The organism is Microbacterium sp. Bi98, assembly GCF_918698045.1.
In the GTDB taxonomy this organism is placed as follows: Bacteria; Actinomycetota; Actinomycetes; order Actinomycetales; family Microbacteriaceae; genus Microbacterium.
Window position 1 is genome coordinate 50,409 of the sequence record NZ_CAKKLK010000012.1, and the last position, 19,033, is coordinate 69,441.

19 protein-coding genes and 2 tRNA genes are annotated in these 19,033 nt (G+C 65.3%); 8 read left to right on the forward strand and 13 right to left on the reverse strand.

Annotated features, from left to right (window positions below; translation table 11 throughout):
• Window positions 1–3: 3 nt before the first annotated feature.
• Both LQZ85_RS15255 and LQZ85_RS15260 read left to right on the forward strand, forming a co-directional pair.
• A complete protein-coding gene (locus LQZ85_RS15255) occupies window positions 4–1,119 on the forward strand; it encodes a Xaa-Pro peptidase family protein (RefSeq protein WP_230101138.1) in 1,116 nt (371 codons plus the stop codon).
• 154 nt (window positions 1,120–1,273) lie between these two features.
• Complete coding sequence (locus LQZ85_RS15260) at window positions 1,274–1,789, forward strand: DUF3253 domain-containing protein (protein WP_230101139.1); 516 nt, start codon at window positions 1,274–1,276, stop codon at window positions 1,787–1,789.
• 22 nt (window positions 1,790–1,811) lie between these two features.
• Here the strand turns inward: LQZ85_RS15260 and LQZ85_RS15265 are convergent, their stop codons facing one another.
• The 13 genes from LQZ85_RS15265 to dnaA form a co-directional block, all read right to left on the reverse strand.
• The gene (locus LQZ85_RS15265) at window positions 1,812–2,093 is read right to left on the reverse strand and encodes a hypothetical protein (protein WP_056275701.1); all 282 of its coding nucleotides are present in this window, start codon (window positions 2,091–2,093) and stop codon (window positions 1,812–1,814) included.
• Window positions 2,094–2,325: 232 nt separating this feature from the next.
• A tRNA-Ala gene (locus LQZ85_RS15270) sits at window positions 2,326–2,398 on the reverse strand.
• Window positions 2,399–2,424: 26 nt separating this feature from the next.
• Window positions 2,425–2,498 (reverse strand) — tRNA-Ile (locus tag LQZ85_RS15275).
• A gap of 85 nt (window positions 2,499–2,583) precedes the next feature.
• The gene (locus LQZ85_RS15280; protein WP_230101140.1) at window positions 2,584–3,519 is read right to left on the reverse strand and encodes a DUF4097 family beta strand repeat-containing protein; all 936 of its coding nucleotides are present in this window, start codon (window positions 3,517–3,519) and stop codon (window positions 2,584–2,586) included.
• Window positions 3,516–4,202, reverse strand: a complete 687-nt coding sequence (locus tag LQZ85_RS15285) for a response regulator transcription factor (protein ID WP_056275698.1) — start codon at window positions 4,200–4,202, stop codon at window positions 3,516–3,518. Before LQZ85_RS15285 ends, LQZ85_RS15280 begins: the two co-directional genes overlap by 4 nt.
• Window positions 4,190–5,458, reverse strand: coding sequence for a histidine kinase (locus LQZ85_RS15290; protein ID WP_053098246.1), 1,269 nt, complete (start codon window positions 5,456–5,458; stop codon window positions 4,190–4,192). The genes LQZ85_RS15285 and LQZ85_RS15290 overlap by 13 nt, the downstream gene beginning before the upstream one ends.
• A gap of 136 nt (window positions 5,459–5,594) precedes the next feature.
• Window positions 5,595–5,999 carry a DUF3566 domain-containing protein gene (locus LQZ85_RS15295; protein ID WP_053098244.1) on the reverse strand — a complete coding sequence of 135 codons (405 nt, stop codon included), beginning with the start codon at window positions 5,997–5,999 and terminating at the stop codon, window positions 5,595–5,597.
• The gene (gene gyrA, locus LQZ85_RS15300; protein WP_053098243.1) at window positions 5,996–8,557 is read right to left on the reverse strand and encodes a DNA gyrase subunit A; all 2,562 of its coding nucleotides are present in this window, start codon (window positions 8,555–8,557) and stop codon (window positions 5,996–5,998) included. Before gyrA ends, LQZ85_RS15295 begins: the two co-directional genes overlap by 4 nt.
• Before the next feature lie 51 nt (window positions 8,558–8,608).
• Entirely contained in the window at window positions 8,609–10,678 is a 2,070-nt protein-coding gene (gyrB, locus tag LQZ85_RS15305; RefSeq protein WP_171821963.1) for a DNA topoisomerase (ATP-hydrolyzing) subunit B, read from the reverse strand.
• A gap of 118 nt (window positions 10,679–10,796) precedes the next feature.
• Window positions 10,797–11,300 carry a DciA family protein gene (locus tag LQZ85_RS15310; protein ID WP_056275693.1) on the reverse strand — a complete coding sequence of 168 codons (504 nt, stop codon included), beginning with the start codon at window positions 11,298–11,300 and terminating at the stop codon, window positions 10,797–10,799.
• On the reverse strand, window positions 11,293–12,453 hold the full coding sequence (gene recF / locus LQZ85_RS15315) for a DNA replication/repair protein RecF (RefSeq protein WP_056275690.1): 1,161 nt from the start codon (window positions 12,451–12,453) through the stop codon (window positions 11,293–11,295). The genes LQZ85_RS15310 and recF overlap by 8 nt, the downstream gene beginning before the upstream one ends.
• A gap of 63 nt (window positions 12,454–12,516) precedes the next feature.
• Complete coding sequence (gene dnaN / locus LQZ85_RS15320) at window positions 12,517–13,659, reverse strand: DNA polymerase III subunit beta (protein WP_053098240.1); 1,143 nt, start codon at window positions 13,657–13,659, stop codon at window positions 12,517–12,519.
• Window positions 13,660–14,153: 494 nt separating this feature from the next.
• A complete protein-coding gene (gene dnaA / locus LQZ85_RS15325) occupies window positions 14,154–15,545 on the reverse strand; it encodes a chromosomal replication initiator protein DnaA (RefSeq protein WP_053098239.1) in 1,392 nt (463 codons plus the stop codon).
• A gap of 318 nt (window positions 15,546–15,863) precedes the next feature.
• Here dnaA and rpmH point away from each other — a divergent pair, with 318 nt between their 5' ends.
• Genes rpmH through rsmG form a run of 6 tightly spaced genes read left to right on the forward strand, consistent with a single transcriptional unit; the run spans window position 15,864 to window position 18,919 of the window.
• The gene (rpmH, locus tag LQZ85_RS15330) at window positions 15,864–16,001 is read left to right on the forward strand and encodes a 50S ribosomal protein L34 (RefSeq protein WP_022889115.1); all 138 of its coding nucleotides are present in this window, start codon (window positions 15,864–15,866) and stop codon (window positions 15,999–16,001) included.
• 27 nt (window positions 16,002–16,028) lie between these two features.
• Window positions 16,029–16,349, forward strand: a complete 321-nt coding sequence (gene rnpA, locus LQZ85_RS15335) for a ribonuclease P protein component (protein ID WP_230101163.1) — start codon at window positions 16,029–16,031, stop codon at window positions 16,347–16,349.
• Window positions 16,346–16,696: a membrane protein insertion efficiency factor YidD gene (yidD, locus tag LQZ85_RS15340; protein WP_056275688.1), complete on the forward strand. Its 351-nt coding sequence runs from the start codon at window positions 16,346–16,348 to the stop codon at window positions 16,694–16,696. The genes rnpA and yidD overlap by 4 nt, the downstream gene beginning before the upstream one ends.
• Window positions 16,697–16,699: 3 nt before the next feature.
• Entirely contained in the window at window positions 16,700–17,770 is a 1,071-nt protein-coding gene (gene yidC / locus LQZ85_RS15345) for a membrane protein insertase YidC (protein ID WP_056275685.1), read from the forward strand.
• Window positions 17,767–18,261, forward strand: a complete 495-nt coding sequence (locus LQZ85_RS15350) for a R3H domain-containing nucleic acid-binding protein (protein WP_056275682.1) — start codon at window positions 17,767–17,769, stop codon at window positions 18,259–18,261. The genes yidC and LQZ85_RS15350 overlap by 4 nt, the downstream gene beginning before the upstream one ends.
• Before the next feature lie 37 nt (window positions 18,262–18,298).
• Window positions 18,299–18,919: a 16S rRNA (guanine(527)-N(7))-methyltransferase RsmG gene (gene rsmG, locus LQZ85_RS15355; protein ID WP_230101141.1), complete on the forward strand. Its 621-nt coding sequence runs from the start codon at window positions 18,299–18,301 to the stop codon at window positions 18,917–18,919.
• The last annotated feature ends 114 nt before the right edge of the window (window positions 18,920–19,033 follow it).

The following is a 19,033-nucleotide window of genomic DNA, read 5'->3' on the forward strand; positions in this document are numbered from 1 at the left end:
GCCGTGAGCACACTGCCGTTCCCCGCCTCCGTGTACGCCGCTCGACTCGATCGCGCAGCAGCGCTTGCCGCTGACGCCGGTCTCGACGGGATAGTGGTGGGTCCGGGCCCTGATCTGGAGTATCTGGTCGGCGTCGAGGGAGACACGATCGAGCGCCTCACCGCACTCGTGCTCGGACCCGGCATCGCTCCCGCCGTCATCGTGCCGCGCATGGAGTTGGCGAAGGTCAGGACCACGGCGGTGGGTGAGCTCGGCCTCGCCGTCTCCGACTGGGTCGACGGACAGAATCCCTACGACCTCGTGGCCGCCGCCCTGGGCGCAGTCACGCGAGTGGGAGTTTCAGACGCTCTGCCGGCGTTGCACGTGATCCCGCTCGCCGACCGGATCGACGTGCGCGTCGAGCTCGCCACCCCGGTGCTGCGTGAGGGACGCATGATCAAGGATGCTGAAGAGGTCGCCGAGCTCCGGCGTGCCGGCTCCGCGATCGACGCCGTGCATCGTCGAGTGCCCGAGTGGCTGCGGGCGGGGCGCACCGAGCGCGAGGTGGCGGCCGACATCGCTGAGGCCATCGTGGCCGAGGGCCACCGCACCGTCGAGTTCGTCATCGTCGGCTCCGGGCCCAACGGCGCGGATCCCCACCACGAGGTGTCCGACCGCGTGATCGAGGACGGAGACGTCGTCGTCGTCGACATCGGCGGCGCCGTGCCGAGCGGCTACAACTCTGACAGCACCCGCACCTACGTGGTCGGCACACCCGACAGTGAAGCCGCCGATCGCATCGCCGTGCTCGTCCGCGCTCAGCAGGCCGCTGTCGACGCCGTGCGCCCCGGCGCGACGGCCGAGGCTGTCGATGCCGCGGCGCGGTCCGTACTCGCCGAGGCGGGGCTCGGCGAGGCCTTTCTGCACCGCACGGGTCACGGCATCGGCGTCTCGGTACACGAAGAGCCCTACATCGCGCCCGGCAACGATCTCGTGCTGCGTGAGGGCATGGCGTTCAGCATCGAGCCCGGGATCTACTTCGCCGGCCGATGGGGCGCACGCATCGAGGACATCGTCGTCGTGACCGCCGACGGGTGCGAGCGTCTCAACGTCGCCCCGCACGACCTGCGGGCCGTCTGACCCCCGAGCGAGAGCCGTTCGAAAGGAGATCCGCACACGGGAGGGCGCTTGTCCGTCGACTCGTCCTCCGCAGCGCGGATCTCCTCCCGATCGGGGGTACCCAGGTGCGGTCAAGCCCCTGGTCGACCTGATCATGGTCGGATTGACTGGCTGCATGACCTCGGACGACAGCGCGAACGGCGGCGGTGTGAGCGGTCCGGAGCGCACGCCCGACGGTCATCACGTCGTCATCGACGGCCGGCGGTGGCGCGCGACCGACCCCTTGATCCCCGAGACATTCCGCCAGGAGCTGGTCAACGAGCTGATGGCTGCGCGGCGCGCGGTGAAGGCGCAGGAGCCGGACGCACGACGTCGGGTGCAGGACGCGAAGACCGCGCTCGGGGAACGAGGGGCGCCCTGGTGGGAGGACCGCACCGGCGACGACTTCGACGAGAGGATCGCGGCCGCGATGCGCGCGCTCATCCGCAAGCGGGGCGAGTCTTCGATCTGTCCGAGTGACGTCGCCCGGACTGTGGGCGGGGACTCGTGGCGCTCGACCATGTCGGATGTCCGCCGAATCGCGGCTGCACTCGCCGAGCGCGATGAGATCGTCGTGACGCAGAAGGGCGAGAAGGTGTCCATCGACGACGCCAGAGGACCGGTGCGGATGATCCGCGGGCCGAACCTCTGATCACCCGCTCAGACGCGTGGAGTCAGAGCTCGTCGTAGAAACCGGTGTACGGGAAGTCGACGTCACCGGTATCGCGGGGGTCATATGCCACAGTCGCCACACTGATCGTCACTTGCGTCGTCGGGGTGATGAGCACGCTGACTGCCCGGTTGCCGACGACGACCATGTCGACGAAGGTGCCGGCGGTCTTCGTGGCTGACTCGATACGTTCTCGCAGATCATCGATGTTCTGATCCTGGGCGAGTAAGTAGCTCGATCCATCGAACACGATCTCGGTCTGGATCATCGTCTTCCCGTCGGTCATGCCAGCACGCTACGCCCTCGACCTGAGAATACGGAGGGGGGTTGATATCTAGGAGGTCTAGTGAGAGGCGGGTGCCGCATCACCCTCGTTGTTAACAGGTCCATCCACAGCTGTGCACTCAGATGGCACCGCGCGAGCAGTTGTTAACAGGGTTGTTAACACCTGTGGAGACATGCGAAAACGAGAAGGCCCCGCACATGGCGGGGCCTTCTCGAACTGTCTCAACACAGTGTGGAGCCTAGGAGATTCGAACTCCTGACATCCTGCTTGCAAAGCAGGCGCTCTACCAACTGAGCTAAGGCCCCGTGAGGGTATTCATTTAGTTGAGGAGTGGGCCCACCAGGACTTGAACCTGGGACCTCTTCATTATCAGTGAAGCGCTCTAACCGCCTGAGCTATGGGCCCGTCAACCTCCGAAACTTTACCGGAGATTTCCCGAAATACCCAATCGAGGGCGAGGGCACCGGCGCGCCCTCGCCCTCGATCGGAATCAGCGGCCCGGCCGGATCGTCACACTGCCTGCCGCAAGTGTGACGTCGATCGTGTTCCGGGTGCCGGATGACTGATCGACCTTCGCGTCGAGCGATCCGGCGCTGACGTCCTGGATGATCGAGTACGACTCATCCGGAACCGTGAGATCGACCGAGCCCGCGCTCACGTCGATCGTCGTCTCAGACGGTGCCCGGCCCGTCAGCTCGACGGTGAGGTCGCCCGCCGACACACTGAGATCGGCCGCGTCGACGCCGTCGAGCATCGCATCGGCACGACCCGCGCTCATGTCGATGCTGAGGCTGCTCGCCGCACCTTCGACATCGAGCGCACCGGCGTTGACCGTGACGTCGAGGGCACCGAAGTCTCCGACCACATCGAGACTGCCCGCATCGAGAGTGAGGTCGGCATCGAGCTGCGCGTCGCTCAGCTCTTCAGGCAGGGTCAGCACCGCCGACTGGTCGTCGCCGAACCACTCGCCGAACCACCATCCGAAGCGGAACTCCGGGCTGCGGACGATCAGCTCGTCGCCCTCGCGTTCGAGTCTCCAGGCAGGACCGCGAGCGTTCGTCACTGCCAGCTCGGCCTCATCGACGTCACCGAACTCGATGCGCATGTTGCCGGCATCCACGTCGAGGTCGAGCGTGTCGATGCCGGACGCATCCTCGGTCAGCGCGGCGTCGCTGCCCTGAGTGGAGGCCATCATGCTGCCGGTGGCGGCGACAGCCGCCGACCCGCCCGCTCCGAGAAGCGCGATGCCTCCGACGATCGCCGTGACGATCATGATCGCCGTCGTCCCCGAAGAGCGGCCGGCATCGGCCGGTGCCGCCTGCGCCTGCGCGGGCGCCGGTGTGGGCTCCTGTCCCTGCGGCGCGGATGCCGGCGGGGGAGTAAGGGGCGTGTGCCCGCCCTGGTAGTCGTCGTTGTTCGTGGTCATCGTCCCAGTCCTGTCTGTCCGGTCGGCGTCGAGCCGCCCGTGTTCTCGATGTGTGCCAGGGCCGCCAGCACGCGTCGGTTGCCCGACTCGCCCTGTTCGAAGCCCAGCTTCTGGAAGATCGCGGTGATGTGCTTCTCGACGCTCGCCTCCGAGAGAAAGAGCAGACCGGCGATGGCCTGGTTCGACTTGCCCTCGGCGATCAGTGCGAGCACGGTCCGTTCGCGCTCGGTGAGACGCTGCATCCGGTCGTCGCGGTTGCGGCGGGTGAGCAGCTGAGCCACCACCTCGGGGTCGAGCACGGTGGCACCCTCGGAGATCCGCTGCACGGAGGCGAGGAACTCAGAGACGTCGGCGACCCTGTCCTTGAGCAGATATCCCAGGGGCCCTCCCTGTGCGGCGATGAGGTCCGACGCATACCGCTCCTCGACGTACTGAGAGAGCACGAGCAGCGGAAGCGCGGGATTGGTGTCCCGGAGTCCGAGCGCCGCGCGGATGCCCTCGTCGGTGAAGGTCGGGGGGAGCCGTACGTCGAGGATGCACAGCTCGGGGTCCGTCTCGATGACGGCCTCGCTGAGCCCGCTGGTGTCGGGAAGAGCCGCGACCACACTGTGTCCGGCGTCCTCGAGCAGTCGCACGAGCCCCTCGCGCAGCAGGACGGAGTCCTCGCAGATCAGGATGCGCATGGCACGTTCACCTCCAGGCTGGTCGGTCCGCCGACGGGGCTCTCGAGGCGGAAGGTTCCGCCCGCTGCGAGGATGCGATTCGCGATGCCGTCGAGGCCTCCGCCGGGCTGCACCTGGGCGCCGCCCATGCCGTTGTCCTCGACGCGGGCCCAGAGCACCCCTCCGTCGCGGAGACGGACAGTGACACGCGCCTCGCTGGCCCGCGAATGCTTCGCGGCGTTGGTGAGCGACTCGGCGATCGAGAAGTAGACAGCGGCTTCGGCCTCGCGGCTGCAGCGGCCGTCCATGCGCACATCGAGATGGACGGGGATGTGCGAGCGGCCGGCGAGGGCGGACAGCGCCGCGTCCAGGCCCCGGTCGTCGAGGACCGATGCATGGATGCCACGGGCCAGCTGACGCAGCTCGGTGATCGCGGCCTTGGTCGAGGTGTGCGCCTCGGCGATCAGCTCCTTCGCGGCATCCGGGTCGTTGTCGATCTTCTGCTGGGCGAGCCCGAGGGTCATGCCCACCGATACGAGTCGCGGTTGGACGCCGTCGTGCAGGTCACGCTCGATACGTGTGCGTTCGACATCCGCGGCACGTACAGCGCCCTCACGCTGAGCAGTGCTGGTGCGCACTCGCTCGGTGAGCTCGGCCTCGCGGCTGCGAACGACGATGGCGAGTGAGAGCACGCGGTTGAGGAGCGCCAGTCCGATCATTCCGGCGAGGCACGCGGCTACTCCGAGGATCCCGATGAGCGGTGCCCACGCGGGGTCGATGCCGCCCCCGCCGAACGGACCCATCACGGCATCCGTTCCCGTGAGAGGAGCGAACGAGATGGCGATCGACCAGACGAGGCCGAAGGCGAGCCGCAGCACGATCCAGCCGAGAACGGCGGTGATCGCGAAGTTCGCGAGGGCCCTCCACATGCGGCCGTCGATGGCCTGGCGGCCGAGCGAGCGGAGCCAGCCCGCGAACCCGGGGCGATCCCGAGGGCGCCATCTGAGCGGCGTGATGGGCGACCTGTAGAGAGCGCTGACTCGCGCGACCTCGAACCAGCCGACGCCGAACAGGGCGTACACGAGCCCGACGAGCAGCACGATGCCGACGCCCGCCGCGAAGAGCAGGCCGAGGCCGGTGCCGAGGAGTCCGGAAAGAGTCGCGAAGATGAAGCCGCCGATGACTCCGATTCCCGCGAGATGCAGGATAGAGAGCACGATGCGCAACGGCGGCTTCGTGGCCGTCGCCGGTGGTGGCGTGGCAGTGTGTGTCGTCATGGTTCAAAGGTACGGCGGCCCCGATCCGGCCGACACCGAGGCAACCGGAGACCCGGGTTCGGGTTTTCCCTACTCCGTCGGAGAACAGAAGAGGGGCGGATGCTGTTCGCATCCGCCCCTCCTCGAATCCTGACGATCAGTTCGACATGAACCCGACCAGCAGTCCGCCGGTCACCTTCACGGCGACGTTGTAGATCCCGGCGATGACCGCACCCAGCACCGTGAACACGATGAGGTTGAGGATCGAGACCACCGCGGCGAATGCCATCACCTGCGGCAGGCCGGCGACCTCGGAGATCCGCACGGAGTTGTCGGTGATGGTTCCGATGAACTCATCCGCCTGCGTGAGGATGCCGGTCGCCTGCAGCACGAGGAAGATCAGGAAGAACGACACCATCGTCACGATCGCGAGCGCCACAGCGCCCAGGAACGACAGCTTCACGGCCGACCAGAAATCCACGTAGACGAGGCGCAGGCGCACCTGCTTGCCACCGGTCTTGCGCGTGGACTTCTTCGCCAGCTTGTCGGCTACTGTGCTCATGCGTCTGCTTCCTCAGGGTTCTCGTTCGTCTCGGGGGCCGTGGACTCGGAGTCCACCGCAGCCTCATCCGATTCGTCTTCTTCGGTGAGGCCCCGCTCACCGTTGCGGGCGATGGCGAGGATCCGGTCGGCTTCCGTCGTCCGTGCGAACACCACTCCCATGGTGTCTCGGCCCTTCGCGGGCACCTCGGCCACGGCAGAGCGTACCACCTTGCCGCTGGACAGAACCACAAGGACCTCGTCGTCGGAGGAGACCATCAGACCACCCGCGAGAGTGCCCCGATCGTCGTTGAGCTTGGCAACCTTGATGCCGAATCCACCACGTCCCTGGACGCGGTATTCCTCGATGGCGGTGCGCTTCGCATAGCCCCCGTCGGTCACCACGAACACGAACTGGCCGAGGGCGGCGACGGATGCCGACAGCAGGCTGTCGCCCTCACGGAACTTCATGCCCTTCACGCCGGCGGTCGCGCGTCCCATCGGTCGCAGCGCATCATCGGTCGCACTGAACCGGACGGACATGCCGCGGCGGCTGATGAGCAGGATGTCATCCTCAGCGTTCACCATGAGAGCCGAGACCAGCTCGTCCTCGTCGTTCAGGCGGATCGCGATGACGCCGCCCTGGCGGTTGGTGTCATACGCGTCGAGACGCGTCTTCTTGACCAGACCGTCGCGCGTCGCGAGAACGAGATAGTCGGCGACCCCGTAGTCGCGGATGTCGAGCACCTGCGCGATGTTCTCGTCGGGCTGCAGGGCGAGGAGGTTCGCGACGTGCGTTCCCTTCGCATCGCGGCCGGCCTCGGGAACCTCGTAGGTCTTCGAACGGTAGACGCGACCCTTGTCGGTGAAGAACAGCAGCCAGTGGTGCGTCGTCGTCACGAAGAAGTGCTCGACGATGTCGTCGGCCCGCAGCTGGGCGCCCTTGATGCCCTTGCCGCCGCGGTGCTGCGACCGGTAGTTGTCGCTGCGCGTGCGCTTGATGTAGCCGGCGCGGGTGATGGTGACGACCATCTCCTCTTCGGCGATGAGGTCTTCCATCGAGACGTCGCCGTCGAAGCCGTGCAGGATGTGCGTGCGACGGTCGTCTCCGAAGCGCTCGACGATGCCGGTGAGCTCTTCGCGGATGATGTCGCGCTGCAGCGACTCGTCGACGAGGATCGCCTGGTACTCGCCGATCAGCCGCTCGAGCTCCGAGGCCTCGTCGAGGATCTTCTGACGCTCGAGGGCGGCCAGTCGGCGCAGCTGCATGTCGAGGATGGCCTGGGCCTGGATGTCGTCGATGTCGAGGAGCTTCTGCAGTCCCTCGTTCGCATCCTGCGTGGTCTGCGATCGACGGATGAGAGCGATGACCTCGTCGAGAGCGTCGAGCGCCTTGAGGTAGGCGCGCAGGATGTGCATGCGAGCCTCTGCCTTGGCGAGACGGAAGCGCGTGCGTCGGACGATCACTTCGAGCTGGTGCGTGATCCAGTGGGTCACGAACCCGTCGATCGCGAGCGTGCGCGGCACGCCGTCGACGATCGCGAGCATGTTCGCGCCGAAGTTCTCCTGCAGCTGCGTGTGCTTGTACAGGTTGTTGAGCACGACCTTCGCGACCGCATCGCGCTTGAGCACGACCACGAGACGCTGACCCGTGCGGTCGGACGACTCGTCGCGGATGTCGGCGATGCCGGTGATCTTGCCGTCACGGGCGAGGTCGCCGATCTTCACCGCGACGTTGTCGGGGTTCACCTGGTACGGCAGCTCGGTGATCACGAGGCACGTGCGGCCCTGGATCTCCTCGACGTTGACGACCGCGCGCATGGTGATCGAGCCGCGACCCGTGCGGTACGCCTCGTGCACGCCCTTGGTGCCGAGGATCTGCGCGCCGGTGGGGAAGTCGGGGCCGGGGATCCGCTGGATGAGACCCTCGAGCAGCTCTTCGCGGGGGAGGCCGGGGTTGTCGAGCGCCCAGAGGGCGGCAGACGACACCTCGCGCAGGTTGTGCGGAGGGATGTTGGTGGCCATGCCGACCGCGATACCCACCGACCCGTTGACGAGGAGGTTCGGGAAGCGGGCCGGAAGAACCGTCGGCTCCTGAGTCTGGCCGTCGTAGTTGTCGGTGAAATCGACCGTGTCCTCTTCGATGTCCCGAACCATCTCGAGCGCGAGCGGGGCCATCTTGGTCTCGGTGTACCGGGGCGCCGCGGCACCCATGTTGCCGGGAGACCCGAAGTTGCCCTGGCCGAGGGCCAGCGGGTAGCGCAGCGACCAGGGCTGCACGAGACGCACGAGGGCGTCGTAGATCGCCGAGTCACCATGCGGGTGGTACTGACCCATGACCTCGCCGACCACGCGAGCGCACTTCGAGAAGGACTTGTCGGGGCGGAATCCGCCGTCGTACATGCCGTAGATCACGCGTCGGTGGACGGGCTTGAGTCCATCGCGCACGTCGGGCAGCGCACGGCCGACGATCACGGCCATCGCGTAGTCGAGATAGCTGCGCTGCATCTCGGACTGCAGGTCGACCTGGTCGATCTTGCCGTGGTCGTGTGCCGGCTCGGGGCGTACTTCGTCAGTCATGTGTGTTGTCGATTCCGGTCGTTATGGGAACGAATGCAGGCGCGGGACGCGTCAGATGTCGAGGAAGCGGACATCCTTGGCGTTGCGCTGGATGAAACTGCGTCGCGATTCGACGTCCTCACCCATCAGCACGCTGAAGATCTCATCGGCCGCTGCGGCATCCTCGATGGTCACCTGGCGGAGCGTCCGGGTGCTGTGGTCCATCGTGGTCTCCCACAGCTCCTTGGCGTTCATCTCGCCGAGACCCTTGTAGCGCTGGATGCCGGCATCCTTCGGGATCCTCTTGCCGTTGTCGAGTCCGAACTTGAGCAGCGCGTCGCGCTCGGCGTCGCTGAACACGTACTCGTGGGGCTGGTTCGTCCACTTGAGACGGTAGAGCGGCGGCATCGCGAGGTACACGAAGCCGGCCTCGATCAGTCCGCGCATGTAGCGGAACAGCAGCGTGAGCAGCAGCGTCGTGATGTGCTGGCCGTCGACGTCGGCATCCGCCATCAGCACGATCTTGTGATAGCGCGCCTTCTCGATGTCGAACTCTTCGCCGATTCCGGTGCCGAAGGCCTGGATCATCGCCTGGACCTCTTTGTTGCCCAGTGCCTTGTCGAGACGCGCGCGCTCGACGTTGAGGATCTTGCCTCGCAGAGCGAGGATCGCCTGCGTGTGCGGATCGCGACCCTGCACAGCGGAGCCACCTGCCGAGTCACCCTCGACGAGGAAGATCTCGCTGATCGAGGGATCCTTGCTCGTGCAGTCCTTGAGCTTGTCGGGCATCGCGGCGGACTCGAAGACGCTCTTTCGACGAGCGGTCTCGCGGGCCTTGCGCGCGGCGAGACGAGCGGTGGCCGCATCGATCGCCTTGCGGATGACGTTCTTCGCCTGGATCGGGTTGCGGTCGAACCAATCGCCGAGCTGATCGCCGACGACCTTCTGCACGAACGCCTTGGCCTCGGTGTTGCCGAGCTTCGTCTTGGTCTGCCCTTCGAACTGCGGCTCGCCGAGCTTGATCGAGATGACCGCGGTCAGACCTTCACGCACGTCGTCGCCCGACAGGTTGTCGTCCTTCTCCTTGAGAAGGTTGTTCGCCCTGGCGTACTTGTTGACGAGCGTGGTGAGCGCTGCACGGAAGCCCTCTTCGTGCGTGCCGCCCTCGTGGGTGTTGATCGTGTTCGCGTAGGTGAAGACGTTCTCGGTGTACGAGGTGGTCCACTGCATCGCGACCTCGAGAGAGATCTTGCGCTCGGTGTCCTCGGACTCGAAGGCGATGATCTCGTCGTTGACGACCTCGGCGTGACGCACCTTGTTGAGGTATTCGACGTAGTCGACGAGACCGCGCTCGTAGAAGAAGACGTCGTTCGGCTGGGTGAGGGTCGGCTGCCCGTCGACCTCGACCTGGTAAGCCGAATCGGGACGCTCGTCGGACAGCTCGATGCGGAGGCCCTTGTTGAGGAACGCCATCTGCTGGAAGCGCGTGCGCAGGGTGTCGTACTCGAAGTTCGTGGTCTCGGTGAAGATCTCGGCGTCCGGCCAGAACGTGATGCTGGTTCCGGTGTCGTCGGACGCCTCGCCCTTCTCGAGCTGCTGCTGCGGGACGCCGCCGTTCGCGAAGCTGTGCCGCCAGACGAAGCCCTTCTGCTTGACCTCGACGTCGAACCGCGTCGACAGGGCGTTGACCACCGACGAGCCGACGCCGTGGAGACCGCCGGAGACGGCGTACGCGCCGCCGCCGAACTTTCCGCCGGCGTGCAGGATGGTCAGAACGACCTCGACCGTGGACTTCGTCGGGTCGGAGGAGTGGGGATCGACCGGGATGCCGCGGCCGTTGTCGACCACGCGGACGCCGCCGTCTTCGAGCAGCGTCACGAAGATGGTGTCGGCGTAACCGGCGAGAGCCTCGTCGACCGAGTTGTCGACGATCTCGTAGACGAGGTGGTGCAGACCACGCGGTCCTGTGGAACCGATGTACATACCGGGGCGCTTGCGGACGGCTTCGAGACCTTCGAGGATCTGGATCGAGTCGGCACCGTACTCACCGGGCTGCTTCACCTTGGGTGAGATCTTGCCCTCGGTCGCGGGGGTTCCCCCGTTGGTCGATTCCGTCTCGTCAGCGGGGGATTCAGGCGTCATCAGAGGGCATTCTCCACATCGATATCACGAATCCCCAGTCTAGCGGCTTTTCGTGGCGAGATGCGGCTCAGCGGCCGCGTGTGGCCCTCTGAGCGTTTCAGACCCCATCCGTGGTGTCCTACCCGTAGGTATCGCGCGGGCCCCGTCCTGGAACGACTCTGGGACCCCATTTCCAGGAGGGTACGTCCGGTCCGATGAAGCGGAGGTTCTCGACACCCGCGTCCGGATACCGTCGGCCGATCTCCGTCAGGATCGTTCCCCGCATGTACTGCAGGTTCTTCGCCCAGGCGGTCGAGTCGCACTTCACCGTGAGCACACCGCGCTCGAGGGAGACGGGTTCGGAGTGCTTGGCGGTGTCCGTGCCTGCGAGGTCGGACCACTGCCTGACCAGGTCCTCACGGGCGAGAGTCTTCTGCCAGCCGGAGTCCCGCGTCAGCTTGTCGAGCACGGCTCCGAGCGGTCCGGGGTCGCGGCCGGGCGTGAACGGCGCGTTGTCGTCGTCGGTGACGATGCGTCGCTTGCGCTTCCACGTCTTCGAACTCGGCGCGAGTCCGCGCAGGCGCAGATAGGTCGCGACGGTCTCGGGAGTCTCGGATGCCGGATCGGGTGCGATCTCACTCATCTGCCACCTCCCTCTCATCACTGATCGTTCCCGCCGAGATCCGCACCACATGGGCGTGGAGCACCTCGGGGATATCCTCCTCCACGGCTGCCGTCACGACCACCTGCTCATAGCCCGCGGTGAGAGCTGCCAGCCGCTGACGGCGATCGGCGTCGAGTTCGGCGAACACATCGTCGAGGATGAGGACGGGATCGCCGGCAGGAGACTCGCTGCGCAGCAGCTCTGCGGAAGCGAGACGCAGCGCGAGGGCCACCGACCAGGATTCCCCGTGGGACGCATACCCCTTCACCGGAAGACCACGAACGCGCAGGACGAGGTCGTCGCGATGAGGGCCGGTGAGAGTGAGACCGCGGTCGAGCTCGTTCGACCGTTTCGCGAGAAGTGCGGCGTGGAACATCTCGGCGATGTCTCCGGAGGTCTCGGCCGGCGCGTCGACACCCTCTTCGGGATCCGCTCCTCGCACCGACAGAGCCCACTCGAGCTGCGGGCGATGATCCTCGCCCGCGATCGCCGCGTACGCCTCGGCCACCGGCTGCTGGAGATCTGCGGCGAGACGGTGTCGCGCGGTGATGATCTCGGCACCGAGGGAGACGAGCTTGTCGTCCCACACATCGAGGGTGCTCAGGGCCTCGCCCTTGATGCCACGCGCCCTGGCCGACTTCAGAAGCGCATTGCGCTGCTTGAGAACACGGTCGTAATCGGCGAGGACCGAAGACATGCGGGGCGTGCGCTGGATCAGCAGCTGGTCGACGAAACGACGCCGAGACGAGGGGTCGCCGCGGACGATCTGCAGATCCTCGGGAGCGAAGAGCACCACATGGGCGTAGCGAGGCAGCTCATTGGTCTTCGAGGGGGAGCCGTTGATCCGCGCCTTGTTCGAGCCCTGCTTGTTGAGCTGGACCTCGATGAGCACCTTGCGTTCGCCGTGAGAGAGGCGAGCGCGGATGATCGCGAAATCCTGACCCTCGCGCACCATCGGCGCATCCGACGAGACGCGGTGCGAACCGAGAGTGGCGAGGAAGACGACAGCCTCGGCAAGGTTGGTCTTGCCCTGGCCGTTGCGCCCGACGAGGACGTTGGGACCCTTGTGCAGAGCGAGATCCGCGGTCGCGTAATTGCGGAAGTCGACCAGGCTCAGGTGTTCCACAATCACGCTGTCAGCCTACCTTCGGGCTCTGACACTGCCGTCGCCGCGCGGAGCGCGCCCGTCGCAGGATCAGCGAAGCAGCAGGTTCGGCTGCAGCAGGTACTTGAACGAATCCAGACCGGCCTGGTCGACCGAGGTCTGGCTCGTGATCAGCACGGGGCTGAGCTTGTTCGCGTTGTCGCTCGACGTGAAGGTGACGCGGACGAACTCGCTCTTGACCGCGCCGAGCGCCTCGATGAGGTACTGCGGGTTGAGGCCGAGCGTGACGTCGTCGCCACCCGAGAGGATCGCGTCGACGGACTCGGATGCACGCGCATGCTCACTGCCCGACGCATCCATCGTCACGCTGTCGGACGTGAACGTGAAGCGCAGCGGAGCTGCTCGGTCGAGCACGAGCGACACACGGCGCACGGCCTCGACGAGGTCTGCGGTGTTCACGACCGCATAGTGCTCGGTCTGCTCCGGGAAGAGACGGCGGACCGGAGGGAAGTTTCCCTTGATCAGCAGTGAAGTGACCGTCTTGTTGCCGGCCGTGAACGCGATGATCTCGCGGTCGCCCGCTCCCGAGAACGCGATCTGGATGGTGCCTGCATGACCGAAGGTCTTTCCGACCTCGAGAAGAGTGCGTGCGGGCACCAGTGCGCTGGCTTCGACCGCTTCACCGTCCCACGGTACGTCACGGAGGGAGACGCGGTAGCGGTCGGTGGCCACGAGGCTGAGCGTCTGGCCGGAGACCTCGAGCTGCACTCCGGTCAGGACCGGGGTGACGTCGTCGCGCGAGGCGGCGAAACCCACCTGGCTGATCGCGGTGCCGAAATCGTCGGCGGGCACGACGCCGGAGGAACCGGACACCTCGGGGATCGACGGATATTCCTCGACCGGCATGGCTGCGAGGGTGAACCGCGCCGAGCCGCAGGTGACCGTGATGCTGCCGTCGTCCTCGACGGCGATCTCGATCGGCGCGTTGGGAAGGCGGCTGGCGATGTCGGAGAGCAGTCGACCGTGCACCAGGATCGTGCCCGGTGTGTCGACGGTGGCTTCGATTGTCGTGCGCGCGGATGCCTCGTAGTCGAACGCCGAGAGCGTGAGACCGGAGCCGTCTGCCTCGATCAGGACGCCGGCGAGGATCGGCTGCGGGTTGCGCTGCGGAAGCAGCTTGACCACGAACGACACGGCCTCGCTGAAGACATCGCGGTTGACCTGAAACCTCACGGGTGCTCCCTTGTCGTCGTTCTGAGACGTGTCGTCATCGGTCCTGCCAGTGCAGGGCTTCCCATGCTAGCCCCCAACTCGGGAGTATCCCTACGACCGGATCAAAGCTCGGGCCTGTCGGACTTTCCCCACCCTCTGGTGATCGGATCGCCCCTGAATTGAATTAACTCCTTAACGGTGTTAACACCTGTGGATACTGTGGATAACTCGGTGGAAAGCAGACGCGAGTAGGGAACTACACGGTTGTCAGTTGTGGAATCCCTGAGGAATCCGCGGGTGGACGGCATCCGTCGGGTCGAACCGTCTCCCACAGTTATCCACAGGTTCGACGGTTTCACACACATTCGTCCCGACCTGCAGGCGAGTCATCCACAAGTTATCCACATGTGCAAACTGGCATCGATCTGCTCCGTCGTATGCCGCTCACACGCACGCAAAGGGGGTCGTAGCCTCCTATCGGAAGCTACGACCCCCTTTTTCGAGGCGACGTGGACTCAGCGTCGACCGAGCTGCGTGGTGATCTCGGTCACCTGGTTGTAGATCGAACGGCGCTCCTTCATGAGCTCGCTGATCTTCTTGTAGGCGTACATGACGGTGGTGTGATCGCGGTTGCCGAACAGCTGGCCGATCTTCGGCAGGGACAGACTCGTCCGCTCGCGGCACAGGTACATCGCGATCTGGCGCGATGTGGCTATCTGCTGAGACCTGCTGGAGCCGTACAGGTCGTCGACCGTCAGCTTGAAGTACTGCGCGGTCGCAGTGATGATGTCGGTCGGCGAGATGATGTTGTCCTCTGCCGTGTCGATGATGTCGCGGAGCACCGTCTGGGCGAGCGAGATGTCGAGGGCCGAACGGTTCAGGCTGGCGAATGCGGAGACGCGGATCAGCGCACCCTCGAGTTCACGGATGTTCGACGACACCACGGTGGCGATGTACTCGAGTACCTCGTCGGGAATATGAAGCGCCTCGCTCTGCGCCTTCTTGCGGAGGATCGCGATGCGCGTCTCGAGGTCGGGCGCCTGCACGTCGGTGATCAGGCCCCATTCGAACCGACTGCGCATGCGATCCTCGAAGCCGGTGAGATGCTTCGGCGCGACGTCGCTCGTGATGACGACCTGTTTGTTGTGGTCGTGCAGCGTGTTGAAGGTGTGGAAGAACGCCTCCTGGGTCTCCGCGCGACCCTGTAGGAACTGGATGTCGTCGATCAGGAGGATGTCCACATCGCGGTAGCGGGCCTGGAAGGCTGCACCTCGGTTGTTCGCGATCGAGTTGATGAAATCGTTCGTGAACTCCTCGCTGGAGACGTACCGGACCTTGACCCCTGCATAGAGGGATTGGGCGTAGTCGCCGATCGCGTGCAGCAGGTGCGTCTTGCCGAGGCCCGAGTCGCCGTAGATGAAGAGCGGGTTGTATGCCTTGGCCGGCGCTTCGGCGACGGCGACGGCAGCGGCATGGGCGAACCGGTTGGACTGCCCGATGACGAAGTTGTCGAAGGTGTACTTCGGGTTCAGACGGGACTCGTGCCGCAGCTGCGTCGGCTGCTCCATCGGGGATTCGACGCGGATCTGCTCCTGGCGGCCGTAGTCGGCGACCGCGATGGGCGCCGTCGGCTGCTCGGCGAGCTCATGATTCACGACCACGCGGTACGACGTCACCTCGTCGCCGATGTGGGAGAGGGCCTCCATGATCGGAAGCCTCAGCCTCTTGTTGATCTGCGCGGCGGTGAGATCGTTCGGGACCTCGAGATAGAGGGTGGCCGCCATCACGCCGGCCGGAACCGCGAGGCTGAGGAATCCCTGGAGCTGAGGAGTGACTCGGTCGTCCGCCTCGAGGAGCTCCTGCACCGTGGTCCAGATCGGAACGTCGGGCTGGGCAGGTGATGACATGACGCTCCGTGCTGAGGGGACGACGGGCCGTCTGGATGACGCGGCCCGCCTGTGGATAACTTCGGATGCCACGGTAGTCACCACGGCTGGGAACGGCAACCTGCCTACGGGAATCCGCGCGCGTGTTGCTCATACGTGCATGCCGCAGGGTTGTGGATAATAGCTGTGCGGATCGTGCCTGAGCTGGTGGTCGAAGCGCGCAGATTTGCTCTGCGCGCCGTCAAGACGTACCCTTAATCGGTTGACTTATGCCTGAACGGCAGATCCCTATGTCTCCGGTCAAAATGATCCCGGTGGCAGCATTCCCGGAGTGATTCCATGAGCAAGCGCACCTTCCAGCCCAACAACCGTCGTCGCGCCAAGAAGCACGGCTTCCGTCTTCGTATGCGTACCCGCGCCGGCCGCGCGATCCTTTCGGCTCGTCGCGCGAAGGGCCGCACCGAGCTCTCCGCGTAGATCGCTGTGCTCGCCCGCCCGTATCGTGTGACCCGCGGGAGCGACTATCGACTGGTCGTTCGACGCGGATCCCGTTGTGGCGGAGCCAAGGTCGTCACCTCGATGCTGACGACGGGCGAGAGCAGAGCCGCGAGGTTCGGATTCATCATCAGCAAGCAGGTGGGCACCGCTGTGGTGCGCAACACCGTGCGCCGGCGACTCAAAGCCGTGTGTGCGGACGCGCTGACGCGGGTCCCCGAGGGCACGGATGTCGTCATCCGTGCCCTTCCTGCATCCGCGACCGCGACCTACGCCGAGCTGAGTGCGGACGTGAACCGGTGCCTGGATCGTCTCGGGCAGCGGCCATGACCGCTCTTCCGGCATCCTCGATCGGCTCCGCTCACCTTCATGCCGGTGACGCGATCCGCAGCATCCCGCTGATCCCGCGGAATCTCGTCCTGGGGTTCCTCGCCGGGTACCGCAAGGTGATCTCCCCGATGTATGGAGATGTCTGCGCCTATTACCCATCTTGTTCCGCTTACGCTGTAGGTGCGGTGCAACAGCACGGCGCAGTGCGGGGAGCGGCGCTCTCGGCGTGGCGCATCGTTCGTTGCAATCCCTGGAGCCACGGCGGCGTCGATGACGTCCGTCCGCACGAACACTTCCGTTATGACCTGACCGCTCACGGTTTCGTCGTCCCTGCCCGAAAGGATTGATCGGTGGGTCTTGACCTTCTGCTCGCCAGCGCAACACCCTCGCCGGAGCCTGCCTCCGGCGGCTTCGATCTGATCGGAACCATCCTCTGGCCCCTCAAGTGGGTCGTCGAGCTCGTACTCGTCGCCTGGCACTGGCTGTTCACGGCCGTCGGTCTTCCTGCCGCATCCGGTCTGACCTGGGTGCTGTCGATCGTCGGTCTCGTGATCGTGGTCCGTGCTGCCCTGATCCCGCTCTTCGTGAAGCAGATCAAGAGCCAGCGAAAGATGATGGAAATTGCTCCTGAGCTTCGAAAAGTTCAGGAGAAGTACCGGGGTAAGAAGGATCAGCTCTCTCGCGAGGCCATGAGCCGCGAGACCATGGCGCTCTACAAGAAGCACGGCACGACGCCGATGTCGAGCTGTCTTCCGCTTCTTGTGCAGATGCCCATCTTCTTCTCGCTGTTCAGCGTTCTGAGCGACGTCTCGAAGCACCACAACCTGGGTGTCGGAGGCGTCGGTCTGCTGAACGCCGAGCTCACCGAGCAGTTCTACAACGCCGAGCTCTTCGGTGTCGCATCGCTGCACGAGACGCTGGGGAACGCGGTCGACGCGGGGAACACCACAGCGATCATCATCCTGGTCACGCTCGTCGTGCTCATGATCGCGTCGCAGTTCTTCACGCAGCTGCAGATCATCTCGAAGAACCTGTCGCCCGAAGCCAAGACCGGCCAGGCGTACCAGATGCAGAAGATCATGCTCTACGTGCTGCCTCTCGGCTTCATCTTCTCGGGCATCTTCTTCCCGCTCGGCGTGGTCGTCTACTGGTTCATCTCGAACCTCTGGACCATGGGACAGCAGTTCCTCGTCATCCGTGAGATGCCGACTCCCGGATCTGAGGCGGCGAAGGCTCGTGAAGAGCGTCTTGCTCGCAAGGGCAAGGCGATCGACGCCTCGGGCAAGGTCGTCCCGATGGCGGCATACGAAGCAGAGCAGCAGCGTCTGCTCGAAGAGGCGGAGCGCGCGAAGGCGCAGGCCCCCAAGCGTCAGCAGCCGGTGGGCAAGAAGCGTTCGAAGAAGAAGGGGAGCGGTTCGTGACGACCGACAACGTGACCGAGACCGTGGAGCCCACGGTCGCAGAGCTCGAGAACGAGGGCGACGTCGCCGCTGACTACCTCGAAGAGCTGCTCGACATCGCCGACATCGATGGGGACCTCAACCTCGACGTGCGGCAGGGCCGCGCATATGTCTCGGTCGAGGCTGAGGGAGACGGACTGGCGCTTCTGTCTGCACCCGACACGGTGCAGGCGCTTCAGGAGCTCACGCGTCTTGCGGTCCAGAGCAAGACGGGTTCGTTCTCGCGATTGATCCTCGATGTGGGCGGATCGCGCGATGCGCGCCGCCGTCAGCTCGAGACGCTCGTGAACGCCGCCGCAGCCAAGCTCGACGATGGAGCGACCCAGGCGTCGCTGCCCGCCATGTCCAGCTATGAGCGCAAGCTGGTGCACGACATCGCGGCTGATCAGGGTCTCGTGTCCGAGTCCTATGGCGAGGGTGCCGACCGCCACACTGTTCTGCGTCGTCGTTGACGTTTCACATGCGACGTCAGGCCAGCGGGATGCTGTCGTGAGTGACCTGGAGATCGAACCGTCGGTGGCGGTCGATCTTTTCGGCGATCGGATCGAGCTGGCCCGGCAGTTCACGGCGGCTCTCGCGCAGCATGGCGAGGAGCGAGGACTCATCGGTCCTCTCGAGCTCCCGCGTTTGTGGTCCCGGCACATCTTGAACAGTGTCATCGCCGCCCCGTTGTTCCACGGTTCGGTCGCGGACATCGGTTCGGGTGCGGGGCTGCCCGGTATCGTCCTCGCGATCGCGCGACCCGATGTGCACTGGACGCTCGTCGAGCCGATGGAGCGCCGGGTGATCTGGCTGAACGATCAGGTCGCCGAGCTGAAGCTCACGAATGTCGAAGTTCTGCGCGCGCGTGCCGAGGAGGTGACTCCTGCGAGCTTCGACGTCGTGACAGCTCGTGCGGTGAGTGCTCTGAAAACGCTGATCCCGCTCACCGCTCCGCTCGTGCGCGATGGAGGCGAGCTCACCCTTCTCAAGGGAATGAATGCCGTCAACGAGATCGAAGCAGCGCAGAAGCAGATCAAGAAGTTCCGCCTGTCGGACGTCCGCGTCGAGACTCTCGGCGAGAACGTACTGCCCGAGACGACGCGCGTGGTGAGGGCAGTCGTCCGCTGACGGGTCGATGCCGCGGTTCAGGAACCTGAGCTTCGTCGGGGATGGGCGCACATTCCACGTTCGAGATGTGTACCCGCGTGCTATGTCGCAGGTGGTGGGTGACTTGGCCACGCA

What these genes read in the sequence shown, in the direction of transcription:
- LQZ85_RS15265 (WP_056275701.1), bottom strand. Translation starts at nt 2,093, where the DNA reads ATGACCGACGGGAAGACGATGATCCAGACCGAGATCGTGTTCGATGGA.
- LQZ85_RS15295 (WP_053098244.1), bottom strand. Translation starts at nt 5,999, where the DNA reads ATGAGCACAGTAGCCGACAAGCTGGCGAAGAAGTCCACGCGCAAGACC.
- LQZ85_RS15290 (WP_053098246.1), bottom strand. Translation starts at nt 5,458, where the DNA reads ATGACGACACACACTGCCACGCCACCACCGGCGACGGCCACGAAGCCG.
- dnaA (WP_053098239.1), bottom strand. Translation starts at nt 15,545, where the DNA reads ATGTCATCACCTGCCCAGCCCGACGTTCCGATCTGGACCACGGTGCAG.
- rpmH (WP_022889115.1), top strand. Translation starts at nt 15,864, where the DNA reads ATGAGCAAGCGCACCTTCCAGCCCAACAACCGTCGTCGCGCCAAGAAG.
- LQZ85_RS15310 (WP_056275693.1), bottom strand. Translation starts at nt 11,300, where the DNA reads ATGAGTGAGATCGCACCCGATCCGGCATCCGAGACTCCCGAGACCGTC.
- yidD (WP_056275688.1), top strand. Translation starts at nt 16,346, where the DNA reads ATGACCGCTCTTCCGGCATCCTCGATCGGCTCCGCTCACCTTCATGCC.
- gyrB (WP_171821963.1), bottom strand. Translation starts at nt 10,678, where the DNA reads ATGACGCCTGAATCCCCCGCTGACGAGACGGAATCGACCAACGGGGGA.
- LQZ85_RS15280 (WP_230101140.1), bottom strand. Translation starts at nt 3,519, where the DNA reads ATGACCACGAACAACGACGACTACCAGGGCGGGCACACGCCCCTTACT.
- gyrA (WP_053098243.1), bottom strand. Translation starts at nt 8,557, where the DNA reads ATGACTGACGAAGTACGCCCCGAGCCGGCACACGACCACGGCAAGATC.
- LQZ85_RS15260 (WP_230101139.1), top strand. Translation starts at nt 1,274, where the DNA reads ATGACCTCGGACGACAGCGCGAACGGCGGCGGTGTGAGCGGTCCGGAG.
- LQZ85_RS15285 (WP_056275698.1), bottom strand. Translation starts at nt 4,202, where the DNA reads ATGCGCATCCTGATCTGCGAGGACTCCGTCCTGCTGCGCGAGGGGCTC.